The sequence below is a fragment of the Paenibacillus sp. FSL P2-0173 genome (assembly GCF_038008045.1).
Taxonomy (GTDB): domain Bacteria; phylum Bacillota; class Bacilli; order Paenibacillales; family Paenibacillaceae; genus Paenibacillus; species Paenibacillus polymyxa_B.
The window spans coordinates 417,637-431,860 of record NZ_JBBOYK010000003.1 but is presented as its reverse complement, the minus strand read 5'-3'; the positions used below and the strand labels follow the sequence as shown (position 1 = coordinate 431,860).

The window sequence follows — 14,224 nt, the reverse complement described above, 5'->3', positions numbered from 1 at the left end:
TCCTATATATTCCATCTTTAATTCACAAATTATGCTTAGGAAGCATACAACAATCTTCACAACCTGTCAGCGGCAATGCTCACAGGCTCGTATTCTATTATACTCTTTAGCTCATAATTACGTCGAAAAGACCAGATTCCTGGTATATTCTTGCAATATTCTGTTTCAATAAAGTTCGATAATCAATTATAAAGAGAGTGATAAATGAATTCTTACGCATTTTGCAAATCATTTTACGTAAACGGGATGTATTTTCAGAATGACTGTGCTAACATACCTTTTGATCGTTAAATAAATCTATGAAGAAAGGTGAATGAATGACAACCAGAGCACTAAAAAAAGGTTCGGTATTGTCCGAAGCTAAGGAACTGAATTTGTTCCGTTTAACATGGCCTATTTTCCTTGAATTGTTTCTGTTTATGCTAATGGGGAGCGTCGACACGTTCATGATCAGTTCTGTATCTGATAATGCAGTGTCGGGTGTGGGCGCGTCCAATCAAATTATTTCAATTGCCATCCTTGTACTGGAGGTTATCGGCAACGGCGCTGCTATCGTCGTAGCTCAATATATCGGTTCTAAGAAACTAGTCGAAGCGGCCCAGGTTACAGGTACGGCCATTACGTTGAATTTGATGGTAGGTCTTTTACTTAGCGTAATTTTTCTTGTATTTGGTACGCACATGTTGCAATGGCTGAATGTCCAGGGTGAGATTCTGGCTTACGCGGAGTCGTATATGAGCATCGTCGGGGGTGCCATTTTTCTTCAAGCATTGATTAATGCGCTGGCGGCGACCATTCGTACACATGGTTTTACCAAAGAAACGATGTATGTATCGGTTTTTATGAACGTGATCCACGTGGTCGGCAACTATGTTTTGATTTTTGGGCATTGGGGAATGCCTGCACTTGGAGTAGAGGGGGCTGCTATTTCTACAGTAGGTAGCCGCTTTATTTGTCTCTTGATCTTCTTCTGGCTGATGTACCGGGTCACTGAGGTTCGTGTCGAGTGGAAATATTACGTCCAACTGTCCCAAAAGTTTATCTCTAAGATATTGCGCATTGGTGTACCATCCGCGCTGGAGTCCATTATGTATCAGTCGTGTCAGCTCATTTTCACACTGTACGTGACTTATCTGGGCGCAGAAGCAATGGCGACACGTCAATATGCGAATAATATTTCAAGCTATATTTACTTGTTCAGTATGGCAGTCGGTATGGGTACGGCTATTGTGGTAGGAAGGCTCGTGGGAGCCAGACAGAAGGATACTGCCTATAAACGTGTACTGACCAGTGTGAAATGGGCGTTGCTCGTGACCGTGATTATTGATGCGGTGGTCATCTTTTTCCGTGTTCCCTTGCTTGGTTTGTTCACGGAAAATCCTGAAATTATTCGTTTGGGAGCACAGGTCATTTTACTTAGCATTCTGCTAGAAACTGGCCGGACAACGAATATCGTCATTATTAACTCGTTGCGTGCTGCTGGAGATGCGAAGTTCCCGGTCTTTATGGGTCTGATCTCCATGGTCTGCATGAGCTTGCCGCTTGGTTATCTGCTTGTGTTCAAGCTGGACATGGGGCTCGCCGGCGTGTGGCTGGCGATTGCTGCTGATGAATGGACTCGTGCTGTCATCATGTATGCCCGCTGGAAAAGCCGGTTATGGGAAAAACATGCGTTGGTCGAGCACGATACACCAGATCAGTCTGCAACGCCCGTTCCGGCACACTGATCCGAGCAGTATTTATGGTTACGTGGAGGCAGTTCAAGAGAACATCTTGAACTGCCTCTTTTTGCTGCTGGAGAACCATACTTCTACACGGTGGCACGATAGGCAACTTTGAAGTTCGACTTATATCATAATGGCATTCATAAATAGAAGTATGGTAAATTTACTAAAAAAAAGATATACTTTTGTTGCACTAACGCAGTACATGAAAGACAAGGAGTGTACCGATGAAGAAGCCGACGATTGAAGATGTTGCCCAGAAGGCAGGAGTGTCTAAAAGCACTGTCTCGCAATTTCTGAACAAACGATATAAATATATGAGCGACCAGACCAGAGACCGGATTGCCGAGGTTATTCAAGAGCTGAACTATCAGCCTAACGGGCTGGCCCGCAGCTTGAAGCAAAACCGGACGTTTATGGTCGGGGTCATTGTAGCCAACATTGACTATACCCTTTCGATCCAGTCCATCCGTGCGATTGAGGAGGAATTGCAGCGTTTTGGCATTCAGGTAATCATTTGCAACGCCGATGAAAACCCGGACAAGGAGGGCCAATATATTGAGATGCTCAAGGCTCGGCAGGTGGACGGCCTGATCATCTTCCCGACAGGCAAGCATGCAGATATTTACAACCAGCTCATTCGTGAAAAGTATCCGTTAGTGTTTTTGGACCGTTTGGTAGACGGGGTGAATACGCGCAGCCTGCTGCTGGATAACGAAATGGCGATTAAGCTGGCGATTCAGGAACTTGTGGCTCACAAACATGAGCGAATTGCGCTGATTACTTTGCCGCTTGGCTTGAATCGGATTACTCCACGGGTGGAGCGGCTCAGCGGATACAAAAAGGCGCTGGAGGAGCATGGCTTGCCATTTCGAGAAGAGTATATGCGCAGTGTGCCGAGAGAAGAAATCCAGCAGACACTGAAGGAGTTGTTCCAGCTGCCAGAGCCACCGACTGCGCTGTTGGCCGGGAATGATATTGTGCTAGCAGAAGCGCTGAAATATGTGAATGCCCGCCGTATACGCATTCCGGTGGAGTTGTCTATTATCGGGATTGACGATGCGGAGTTTGCCCATATTTACAATCCGCCGATTACGACTATTACGCAACCGATTGCGGATATGGGGAAGCAAGCGGCAAAGACGCTGCTGTCCAGCATTGAGGAGGGCGGCGAATCGGTTCCGATTATCTACCGATTTGTACCGGATATTAATCGGGGAGAATCCGTCAAAACGCTGTAGACGAGCAATGTGTCATATATTATAAAAATAGCCCGTATTCCTTTGTACGATCTGAGTATGCGTATGCTGCTCAGATCGTACAAACGCGAATACGGGCTATTAAAAGTTAAGGCCGACTTCTTTCGGCCTTGTTGAGCTTGCGCTAATAGCGGTGAAGGCTATGCGGGGAATGAAACCGGATTAATTCGTGCTGGCGCTGAGCAAAAAGGATTCCAGCTCGGCTCGTGTCGGATAGCCGTCCATATCTCCAGCTGACATGACAGCCAGTGCGCCAAGGGCATTACCGCGTTTGACGGCCTCTGCCAGGGGCAAGCCCTCCAGTAGCGCGCTGATAACACCTGCGGCAAATCCGTCACCCGCGCCTACGGTATCAACGACATGCTCTACGCGGAAGCGTTTGACGTATCCCTCAGAATCTGCGGATTTGTAATATGCACCTTCGGTTCCCAACTTGATGATGACCAGCGAGGTACCTCGGTCAAGATAGAAGGAAGCGATATCCTCCGGTGAGGTGTAGCCTGTCAATATTTTACCTTCATGAATGCCGGGTAGAAGCCAGTCGCACCCCTCAGATGCTTCGTTAATCGCCTCCACCATCGTTTGCGTGTCAGGCCATAACTTGGGTCTGAGGTTCGGATCAAAGGATACGGTTTTGCCAGCCTTTTTCATAAATTGCCGCGCATGTCGTGCGAAATCACGGCACTCAGGGGAGAGGGCGACAGAAATACCTGTAAAATGCAGATGGCGAGCTCCGGAAAAGTAAGCCTCGTTAAAATCAGCGATGCTTAGTGTGGAGGCGGCGGAATGTTTGCGAAAGTATTCCACCTCTGGGTCCCCACTTGTAACTTTGGATTTAATCAGCATGCCGGTAGAGTGGTCTTTGGTAAACATGACGTTCTGGGTGTCGATCCCTTCTTGACGTAGCGCACTGGCAATGAACTTGCCGAACGCATCCTCGCCGAGTTTGGTCACGAGTCCCGCCCGTAGACCTAAACGCGCCAAACCGGCTGAAACATTCGTCTCTGCCCCGGCCAACGCTTTGGTGAATGAACGCACCTCATCCAGAGAGCCTGCTTCATTGGCATAAAACATGGCCATCGGTTCTCCGAAGGTAACAGCATCCAATGTTGCGGTCATTTGTATTCCTCCTTATGTTTAGTAAACTTAATCTGTAAGCGCATGCACCAACTGAATAAATTGAAATTATCACATAAATCGGTTTTTCACAATGATGAAGTTGATATATTTGCTAAAAACTTTTTGGGTAATATAGATAAAAAAAATCGATTTTGTTTATCAAAATGTGAAAATCGTGTAAAACTTCGTGTGTATTAAGGGTTTTTCTAGGATTAGTGAAGTTTTGGGTTGACACCCTCTTAGATAATTATTACAATTCTAGCTAAGAAGTAGAGTTAGAAACCGCTTTTATAACAATTCCGTTGATAAAAAAGTTTATCTAAACAGGAGGAATGTTTTTATGGAAATGCGTTATTCAACTCATCCCGAACATGCCAAGCATTTTACGACTGAAGAGTTGCGTCAGCACTATCTGATCCAGGAACTGTTTGTACCTGAGGAGGTAAAGCTGGTCTATACGCATGAAGATCGTGTCATTATCGGGGGCATTTATCCCGTGAATAAATCTGTTGCACTGGAAGGTAACGATCAAATCAAAGCGGAAACTTTCCTGGAGCGCCGCGAACTGGGTATTTTTAATGTCGGGGGCAGCGGTACGGTCAAGGTGGACGGTGAAACTTACGAGCTGGCCACAAAAGACTGTCTCTACGTAGGTAAAGGTGGCAAGGAGTTGATCTTTGAAAGCGATTCCAGTGAAAAGCCTGCGAAATTTTATATCGTTTCAGCTTTGGCTCATACCACGTATCCGACGACAAAGCAGTCTTTTGCCGATGTACCGTCTGAAAGTCTGGGTTCGCAGGAAACAGCCAACAACCGTACGTTGCGTCGCTTTATCCATGATGAAGGCATTCAAAGTTGCCAATTGGTTATGGGGATGACGACGTTGGAGAACGGCAGTGTGTGGAACTCCATGCCGACACATGTTCATGACCGTCGTATGGAAGTGTATTTCTACTTTGAACTGGATGAGAATGCGAGAATGTTCCACCTGATGGGTGAACCGAACGAAACGCGCCATCTGGTGATGAAGAATGATGAAGCCGTTATTTCTCCACCTTGGTCTATCCACTGCGGTGCGGCTACGGGCAGCTATACCTTCATTTGGGGCATGGCCGGTGAAAATAAAACATACAAAGACATGGATCAGGTTGCCATGAGCGAGTTGCGTTAATCCGATCAGTGTGTTGGAGCGTAGACCTGCAAGCGGCTGAGGGTACATGATCATCCCATTCGTGGAAAGGATCAGGAACATGACGAAAAAGAAAGTTTTGGAACATATCACTTCAGTAGGTGTCGTCGCAGTCATTCGGGGAAACACGGCGGAGGAAGCATATCTCATGTCTAAAGCCTGCATTGAAGGCGGCTTGGATAATATTGAGCTTACATTTACGACGCCGGATGCGGATCAGGTCATTCGAAGATTGAGAGACGAATTTAAAGATCGGGCAGTGATTGGTGCAGGAACAGTATTGGAGTCACTGACGGCGAGAATTGCTATTCTGGCCGGAGCAGAGTTTGTTGTGAGTCCTTCTTTTGAAGAAGAAACAGCGAAGCTATGCAATTTGTACGCGATTCCTTATATGCCCGGCTGTATGACGCTGAATGAGATTAAGGAAGCCATGAAATTGGGTAGCGATGTCGTGAAGTTGTTCCCAGGAAGTGCAATGGGAGCGGACTTTGTTAAGGCCGTCAGAGGTCCAATGCCTCATGTACAGATTATGCCAACCGGTGGCGTTGATCTGGACAATATGGAAACCTGGCTGCGTAATGGATGTGTAGCCGTGGGAATTGGGGGTAATTTGACGGCTCCAGCCAAGGAAGGTCGCTACGACTTGATCACAGAAAATGCAGCACGTTATGTAGCTAAATATAAGGAAGTACGCGCAGCGCTGTAGGCTTCAGGAAATATAGGTTTTTATACTAATTTGTGATGGAGGCGTAGACATGGGTCTGGACAATTTTTCATTGGATTTTTTCAGTCTAAAAGGTAAAACGGCGATTGTAACAGGAGGCAACAGTGGTTTGGGTCAAGGGTATTCCGTAGCTTTGGCCAAAGCGGGTGCAGACCTGTTCATTGTAGCTAACAATGATGATTATGAAGAAACAAGACGTCTGCTCGAACCTACAGGTGTGAAGGTTGTCTTTCATGAGGCGGATCTGACGCAAAAAGAATCCATTAAAAAAATTGTAGAAGAATGCGTCAATGAATTCGGTAAAATTGATATCCTTGTAAACAATGCAGGTACGATTCGTCGCGCCCCTCTGCTGGAGTATAAAGATGAGGATTGGGACGCTGTTATGGAGATCAACCTGAATGCCGTATATCATCTGAGCCAGGGAGTGGCAAAGGTGATGGTAGAGCAAAAAAGCGGGAAGATTATCAATGTCGCTTCTATGCTTGCTTTTCAGGGTGGCAAATTCGTTCCGCCGTATACAGCGAGCAAGCATGCGGTAGCTGGTTTGACCAAGGCATTTGCGAACGAGCTGGCAGTTCATAACGTTCAGATTAATGCGATTGCGCCGGGTTATATTGCTACGGCAAATACAGCTCCAATCCGTGCGGATGAAAGTCGCAATCAAGAAATCTTGTCGCGTATTCCTGCGGGTCGTTGGGGCGATCCGTCTGATTTGATGGGAGTTGTGGTTTTCCTCGCCAGTCAGGGTTCCGACTACATGAACGGTCATATCTTGGCGGTGGACGGCGGCTGGTTGGTACGTTAAGCAGCGCTGGTCGCATCGGAGTTTATGAACTAAAAGCTGCCTCCAAAGGAAACTATCCTTTCAGGCAGCTTTTATTTTTTCAATGAAGCTATATGGTGAACTTGAAGACTTGGGGCGCTGTGTCGATCCGTCCTATGCATATGGCACGAATGCCTTTATAATTTAATGAGATAAAAATTGCTAGGCTCCAGCCGTACACTTGGTTGGAGCCTTTGAGCATAATACAGATGGATTGGAGAATGGAGAGATGAGTTCACAGCAACACCAACGAGCTTTGGTATACAAATCTTTGTGGCATGCCGGTCCTTGGGTGCTTGCCGTAGGGATCATTCTGGTAGGTGCCAATCTGCGCGCTTCGATTACCTCGGTAGGACCTCTTATCGGTTTGATTAAGGATTCTTTGCATATTTCGAATACACTGAGTGGCCTATTAACGACATTGCCGCTGCTGGCTTTTGCCCTGTTGTCGCCTTTTGTAGCCAAACTGTCGCGCCGCTTCGGGTCGTCTCTTATTATTTTTGCAGCCTTGTTGCTGTTGACCGCAGGTATTGTGGTGCGCTCAACGCTGGGGGTGACCGCATTATTTGTCGGGACCGCCATGTTGGGACTGGCTATTGCCGTGTGTAATGTGTTACTGCCCAGTCTGATCAAAGAGGAGTTTCCTCGCAACAGCGGACTAATGACCGGCGTATACTCAGTATCCATGAATGTGGTCGCAGCAACCGCATCTGGCCTGAGTATACCGCTGGCTATAAATGGAGGTATGGGCTGGCGAGGTGCTTTGGGAATATGGGGGATTGTGGGTGTCGTAGGTATTTTACTCTGGGTGCCCCAGCTCCTTAAGGCACGCAAAACAGCCAATAAAGCGGCAGTGTCTGCCCGAACCGTGAATGTATATACATCGTCTTTGGCTTGGAAGGTGACGCTGTTTATGGGGCTGCAATCTGCTCTGTTCTATGTTCCTGCCGCCTGGTTTCCAGAAATGATGAGCGGACAGGGAATGGATTCAGAGACTGCGGGATGGATGCTGTCTGTGCTGCAGTTTTCGCAAATGCCATTTACCTTTATTGTGCCTATTTGGGCGGCACGGGTGAAGGATCAGCGGGTATTGGTTCTGATTATGGCTGTGCTGTATTTTATCGGTCTGGGTGGATTTCTGCTTGGAGCTACACAGTGGAGTGTGATTTGGGTCATTTGTATCGGTATAGCGGGTGGTTTTGCTTTCCCGTTAGTGATGATGTTCTTTAATTTGCGGACGCGGACACCACAGCAGGCAGCAGAGCTGTCTGGTATGGCGCAATCCTTTGGTTATTTGCTAGCAGCGACCGGGCCGACACTGTTCGGTTATTTGCATGATGCGACACAAGGCTGGACAATTCCGCTGCTGCTGCTCTTGTGCCTGAGTGTTCTGCTTATGTTTATAGGGCTGGGTGCAGCCAAGAAACGATATGTCGGAGGCGAGGTGGATGATCAGACTGCAATTTGATGCAGACGGTTACAGTGTGATCTGTAATGCAGATCGTGTTATGTTGTTGGCTAAAGAGTTTGCGCTGTTGCGCTTTCTGTACGATAACCGGAATCAGGTGTTCACCCGGGAACAACTGCTGGATCGTGTGTGGCCGCTGGAGTATCCGGTGGAGCGTACGGTGGATGATCATATCTACAGATTGCGCAAAAAACTTAAATCATGGGATGTGCTCCGTATTCATACGGTCAGAGGGTATGGCTACAGCTTGACCTTGACTGACGTGCAGCCACAGAATCATCCGTCCTTGCACGATCAGGAGGTGCAGGACGCCGTACATGGACTATTCCGGAAATACCAGCTGTTGGGGCAGGGGAACTCCATCGTAGCGTTGGCTGCCCAGCAGGAGCAGATGGGTTTTGAATTGTCTGTCTTTTATCAAATGTATACCCGTTTTGTACAGGCGGATATGTCCTGGTTCTTGGAGCGGGAGGACTTTACACGCGCAGACCGACTGTATTGGATGCTGCTGCTATATATGTGCACAGCAGGGGTGACGGATGAGGGGCTTGCTCTATGTGAGTGTGCGCTTTCCAGCAGGCTGCTGTCCAGTGATCAGGAACGGGAATTACGCATTCTCAACATCCTGGAGGCTTATGTGGAAAATGGAAAACCTGAACGCGCACAGGAAGGTCTACCACTGACCTTGATGGTCATGGAGCGGGATGATCTCGATAAATTTGTGATGCCTGTTGCACTGATGGAGATGTACATGCATCTGGCTTCCAATCATATGGAAAAGGCTGCGGAACTGTCTGATCGTCTGGAAGGCATGCTGTCGGAAGCTCCGTATTTGCGCGAACTGGGCCGTTATCGCATGATGCGCGGACTTATGCTTTTACGTACTGGAGATGTGGGCAACGCCGAGCGGCTCATGGATGAAGGGCTGGGCACCCTTGATATGGCTAAACAGGAATTGCTAAAAATCAAGGCGATCTGCCAAATCCGCAGTTTTTTGAAGCTTTGCGGCTCCTATCCCATGCTGGAAGAGAAATATGCGGCTCAATATGATCGGCTTGACCGGGATAACAGTTTAACACTGCATCGTCCAGCGCTAAGGCGCTGGTTGGAACAAACACTTTCTGTCGTCTGATGTTTTTAGCTGTCTGATTTTCCTCTGATATAGACCCGCTAGAATGTTCTTATTGCTAAAGAAGCTGAAAATGAGAGCAGGGTGAGTAGATAATGAAGGAAAAGAAAGAACTGCAATCCACGCCTAGCATTTGGCGCAATGGCCGTTTTCGGCGGATGTTTGCGGCGCACACGGCTGCTTCCTTTGGCGATTGGTTTGATGCTATCGCCATTCAGGTGCTTGTTGCCTATCGCTGGGAAGCCGACCCTATGATGATTGCACTGATTCCGGTAGTGATGGCCCTACCGGGTCTGCTGCTGGGTTCCATCGCGGGCACGTTAGCCGACCGGGTACACAAGGCCAGGCTGATGATCGTCTGCGATGCAGCTATTGCCTTATTGACGCTGTCCATCCTCGCCGTCCCGGGTCCGGTGTGGCTGCTGCCTTTGCTCGGTCTGCGCGCGGCCGCTGGCGTATTCCAAATGCCTTCACAGCAAGGCTTGACTCGCACGGTAGTCGCCAGCGACGACCTATTTCGGGCAACCTCGCTGAATGGGTTGGTCAATCAGGCCTCCAAAGTGGCAGGGCCATTACTGGGTGCTATGACCTTGACTGTGTTGTCCCCCCAGGCATGCATTATTCTCAATGCATTGCTGCGTCTCTGTTCCGGCCTGCTGCTGTGGCCGCTGCGCGGAATCGGTCCGGCGCTGGTCAGCGCAGACCAACAAGCTGTTGCAGCCGAGCAGCAAGGAAAGTCGGCTGCGCATACAGCGCCTGAGGCTGATGAAGCTAAGATGCGGGAGGAGCATGTCCGCGCATCTCGTTTTTTCAACCAATGGCGTGAGGGCTGGGCGTTCTTATGGCGCAGTCGAATGCTTTTGCATACGCTCATATTCGGACTTTTCGGCTTAATCGCCATTCTCATGATCGACTACCAGTTCCCTACATTGCTGCGAGTGCTCGCTCCAGGTAATGAATCGCTGCTTGGCTGGCTGGTTTCAGCCATTGGGGCTGGCGCCGTCGGCTGCATGCTTGTGCTTAATCGCTTGAATCGCATAAGCGCAGGCTGGGGGCTCGGTGGTGGATATGTGCTGGTTGGCGGAGCTATTGCTGCTTTAGGCTGGGCGCAACCTGGAACTGGATTGCCCGTACTGCTTATGATCGGGGCCGTGCTGGGCGTGGGCAACGGCCTGTACATTATCACCCAGAACTATATATTACAAGCCAAAACCCCTGCTGATATGGTAGGACGCGTCTTTGGTATCCAAAGTACCGTGATTGGAGCAATCATGGTCGTTTCACCGCTTGCCGGAGGAGTATTGATCCGAATAGCAGGGGCGGGCACGGCTTTTGTCTGGATCGGAATGACTGTTGGAATCCTGGGTTTGACGGGACTGTTGCTTCAATCTGTAATTTGGCGCGAGTCCCTCGCCGATTCTAGCCTGACTACAGAGCAAAATGCAGACCTTGCGTAGTCGATCTTGCGCAATAATTTGCTTTGATTTTCGTCATTTATATTTTTAGCATGGGAGAGATCATGATGACTCAACAAACTTCATCCTCAGAGCCTGTGGCACGGTTACTTGAAGGATCACGGGTATACTTGCGTCCCGTTAACGTAGAGGACACCGAGCTATACTATAATACATTGTTCGATCAGGATGTGCGGCGGCTGACAGGCACACAACGCAGCTTTACCAAGGATCAAATTGCCCGTTATATTGAAGCTAAAGGACAGGATGCCTCAAGCCTGCTTCTGTTGATTGCGCTTCGCGAAGATGATCGTGTCATTGGGGATATAGCCCTGCAGGATATGGACAGCTTGAACCGCAGCGCCAACATCCGTATTGCAATCAATGAGCAGGGAAATCAGGGGAAAGGCTACGGCACCGAAGCGCTTGTACTCATGCTGGGTTACGGATTTGGTATCTGTAATCTGCATCGGATTGAGCTGAATGTATTTGATTTTAATGAACGCGCCATTCGTTGCTATGAAAAAGTAGGCTTTCAGCGTGAAGGTGTACAACGGGATGCTTTATTCTACAATCATGAATACCATGATTCGATTCTGATGAGTATGCTGGACCACGAATACCGCGACCGCTATGTGAAAAAAGCAGAAAGTTAATTCAACACGTTTACACGGGTTTACAGAAGAGATATAATTAAAGGATAAAGTTGCTTGTTTGCGCAAGTATGACCGACAACATCAAATGAATATATGAATTACCGGAGGAGCCTGTCACCAAGGCTCCTTTATGTCTTTTTTAGGGGAACCTGTGCTGTATCTCGGGTTCCCCTTTTTATTTTGCGAGTTGTCCGTTAAAGTCAGACACATATTTTGCACGTTTGTTTTACACTTTATGATTCAGGATTTTGCAAAATTCGATTCCAGTCGCTCCGAAGTGCAAGATATAGACGAACTAAACCATTTCGATCTATATCTTGTTCATTGGAAGTCGCTTATGGGATTTTTGCAAAATCCTCGATTATCAGTTTTCTTCAATATCGTGAATTATGCGCAAATAAGTTCAAGGATTAAACCAAAGGAGGTTATCAGCCTATGCAATTTATATTGTATCTACTGCTGATTCTGTTGTTCACAAAAGTCGCGGGTCATTTGTCTGTCAAGCTCGCTCAACCAGCAGTGTTGGGAAAGCTAATCGCAGGAATTGTGCTGGGTCCAGCCGTATTAGGATGGGTTCAGAATGATTCGCTGATTCATAATATGTCTGAAATCGGCGTGCTGCTGCTGATGTTCATTGCTGGACTGGAGACGGATCTGGATCAACTTCGACGTAACTGGAAGCCTGCCGTAGCTGTGGCGGTTGGAGGTATTATTTTACCGCTAATTTGCGGTTTTGGTGTAGGGGAAGCCTTTGGATTCTCGGTGCATGAAGGCTGGTTTCTAGGAATTATTCTGAGTGCTACCTCTGTAAGCATTACGGTACAGGTACTCAAGGATATGAATAAGCTGAATACCCGGGAAGGCTCGACTATTCTGGGTGCGGCAGTGCTGGATGATGTGCTCGTCGTGGTGCTACTAGCGGTAGTAATGAGTATATTCGGTATGGGTGGAGAAACTTCGCTGGGGCTTCTTGTTGGCAAAAAGCTAGTTTTCTTCGTGGTAGCTATTCTGGGTGGCTGGTTCGTTGTTCCATGGATTATGAAAATACTTGCTCCACTCAAGGTGACTGAAGCAGTCATCACGACTGCGTTGATTATTTGCTTTGGGTTTGCGTATTTTGCGGATATGTTGGGGATGGCAGGTATTATCGGGGCTTTTGCGGCCGGGATTGCCATTGCACAAACCAGCTTTAAGCACGTCGTAGAAGAAAAGGTGGAGCCCATCGCTTATTCCATCTTTGTTCCTGTATTTTTTGTCAGCATCGGATTAAATGTTTCCTTTGAGGGAGTAGGGCAGCAGCTCGGATTTGTTGTTGTTTTGACACTGATTGCGCTGGTGACAAAGCTAATCGGGGGAGGTCTCGGGGCGCGGCTGACGGGCTTTGATAACCGTTCTGCCCTTGCGATCGGCTCCGGGATGATATCTCGCGGCGAGGTCGCACTTATTATTGCAGCTACCGGTCTACAGACGGGTCTGTTGGCACAGCAATATTTTACATCGGTGATCATTGCCATCATTCTGACGACCTTGGCTTCGCCTCCGATTCTCAAGCTGTGTTTTAGCGATAAGAGGGAGACTTCCGCTCACGATATAGAAAAGAAGGTCAGCACTGACAATTCATAACGAGAGTATCAACAGGTCATAACAAAAAGACCCTTCGGGTTCAGCTTCTCATAGCGTGCATGGAAAGTCTGATTTAGAGTAAAGCGGACTTTCCATGCAGCATGAGAAAATGGGCGAAGGGTCTCTTTTATGCTATAAACGCTGCAAGAATAGAAAAATTAAGACTCGGACACCACTGTGAAACGTTGGTTCAGATGTTGCGGTTTTTCGATTTCGTCCACTACGGCAACTGCATAATCTTCATAGCTGACATAGCTTGCACCTTTGGAATTAACCAACAGAGTGTCTTTTCCCACTTGGTAAGAGCCTGTACGTTTGCCCAGTGCAAATTCAGCGGAAGGACTAATGAAAGTCCAGTTCAGGTCGCGGGTACCACGCAGAATTTCCAGGTTTTTTCCTTGGTTATTTGCTGTAGGGTATACGAAATCCGGGAAGCCAGGAGTATCTTTTACCAAAAGTGTTTGGGATTCGTCAGTGAACAAGCTGCCTGCACCACCTACGACAATTAGGCGAGTACCGGATACATTACGCAGGGCTTCAATCAGTACGTTACCTGCATCGACATGCAGATGCTCTTGTCCGAGTGGAGCGGCAAAAGCATTAACGACTACGTCAAAACCTTTCAGATCATCTGTTTTCAGATCAAAAACGTCTTTTTGTACTACAGTAGCACGGCTTTCCGTTACTTTAGCCAAGTCACGGACGATTGCGGTTACTTCATGTCCTCTGTCTAATGCTTCTTTTACGATATTACTTCCTGCTTTACCGGTTGCACCAATAACTGCAATTTTCATAATAGATAGCCTCCTATAAATATGATGTGGATGATTCATTAGTTTGATCGTAAGTGTACCTGGTACATTTACGAACTTTAACATGTAACTATTATAGTTACAATATAAAATAAAAGTCAAGCTCTTCTGTTGGGCAAACTAAAGTCCTCCGATTGGAAAGAGAGGAACTCGTTTAAATATATAAGGTGAAACTGAATGAGCAAACTTAAGCCATATTGGATATATGTAGAGCACAGATAAGAAAGGAAGAGTGAAACGA

General features: G+C 47.5%; 12 protein-coding genes. 10 read left to right on the top strand and 2 right to left on the bottom strand.

The window, feature by feature from the left end; all coding sequences use genetic code 11:
* Window positions 1-317 precede the first annotated feature (317 nt).
* Window positions 318-1,727, top strand: a complete 1,410-nt coding sequence (locus MKX30_RS18355) for an MATE family efflux transporter (protein WP_075154902.1) — start codon at window positions 318-320, stop codon at window positions 1,725-1,727.
* A gap of 224 nt (window positions 1,728-1,951) precedes the next feature.
* Complete coding sequence (locus MKX30_RS18350; protein WP_023990869.1) at window positions 1,952-2,965, top strand: LacI family DNA-binding transcriptional regulator; 1,014 nt, start codon at window positions 1,952-1,954, stop codon at window positions 2,963-2,965.
* A 180-nt stretch (window positions 2,966-3,145) separates the two neighbouring features.
* On the opposite strand, the gene MKX30_RS18345 is transcribed toward MKX30_RS18350, so the two are convergent.
* Window positions 3,146-4,102 carry a sugar kinase gene (locus MKX30_RS18345; RefSeq protein WP_339201112.1) on the bottom strand — a complete coding sequence of 319 codons (957 nt, stop codon included), beginning with the start codon at window positions 4,100-4,102 and terminating at the stop codon, window positions 3,146-3,148.
* Window positions 4,103-4,442: 340 nt separating this feature from the next.
* On the opposite strand from MKX30_RS18345, the gene kduI reads away from it, so the two are divergent.
* The 8 genes from kduI to MKX30_RS18305 all read left to right on the top strand — a co-directional run bounded on the left by kduI (window position 4,443) and on the right by MKX30_RS18305 (window position 13,171).
* Complete coding sequence (gene kduI / locus MKX30_RS18340; protein WP_023990866.1) at window positions 4,443-5,273, top strand: 5-dehydro-4-deoxy-D-glucuronate isomerase; 831 nt, start codon at window positions 4,443-4,445, stop codon at window positions 5,271-5,273.
* A gap of 79 nt (window positions 5,274-5,352) precedes the next feature.
* Entirely contained in the window at window positions 5,353-5,997 is a 645-nt protein-coding gene (locus MKX30_RS18335) for a bifunctional 2-keto-4-hydroxyglutarate aldolase/2-keto-3-deoxy-6-phosphogluconate aldolase (RefSeq protein WP_025683172.1), read from the top strand.
* Between the two features lie 49 nt (window positions 5,998-6,046).
* Window positions 6,047-6,823 carry a 2-dehydro-3-deoxy-D-gluconate 5-dehydrogenase KduD gene (gene kduD / locus MKX30_RS18330; protein ID WP_023990864.1) on the top strand — a complete coding sequence of 259 codons (777 nt, stop codon included), beginning with the start codon at window positions 6,047-6,049 and terminating at the stop codon, window positions 6,821-6,823.
* A 247-nt stretch (window positions 6,824-7,070) separates the two neighbouring features.
* On the top strand, window positions 7,071-8,309 hold the full coding sequence (locus MKX30_RS18325; protein WP_023990863.1) for a CynX/NimT family MFS transporter: 1,239 nt from the start codon (window positions 7,071-7,073) through the stop codon (window positions 8,307-8,309).
* Entirely contained in the window at window positions 8,290-9,441 is a 1,152-nt protein-coding gene (locus MKX30_RS18320; RefSeq protein WP_071558083.1) for a winged helix-turn-helix domain-containing protein, read from the top strand. The genes MKX30_RS18325 and MKX30_RS18320 overlap by 20 nt, the downstream gene beginning before the upstream one ends.
* A 92-nt stretch (window positions 9,442-9,533) precedes the next feature.
* The gene (locus MKX30_RS18315) at window positions 9,534-10,895 is read left to right on the top strand and encodes an MFS transporter (RefSeq protein ID WP_075154899.1); all 1,362 of its coding nucleotides are present in this window, start codon (window positions 9,534-9,536) and stop codon (window positions 10,893-10,895) included.
* A gap of 62 nt (window positions 10,896-10,957) precedes the next feature.
* Complete coding sequence (locus MKX30_RS18310; protein ID WP_071558084.1) at window positions 10,958-11,548, top strand: GNAT family N-acetyltransferase; 591 nt, start codon at window positions 10,958-10,960, stop codon at window positions 11,546-11,548.
* A gap of 435 nt (window positions 11,549-11,983) precedes the next feature.
* Window positions 11,984-13,171: a cation:proton antiporter gene (locus MKX30_RS18305; protein ID WP_341063209.1), complete on the top strand. Its 1,188-nt coding sequence runs from the start codon at window positions 11,984-11,986 to the stop codon at window positions 13,169-13,171.
* Window positions 13,172-13,329: 158 nt separating this feature from the next.
* On the opposite strand, the gene MKX30_RS18300 is transcribed toward MKX30_RS18305, so the two are convergent.
* Complete coding sequence (locus MKX30_RS18300) at window positions 13,330-13,965, bottom strand: NAD(P)-dependent oxidoreductase (protein WP_023990858.1); 636 nt, start codon at window positions 13,963-13,965, stop codon at window positions 13,330-13,332.
* Between the last annotated feature and the right edge of the window lie 259 nt (window positions 13,966-14,224).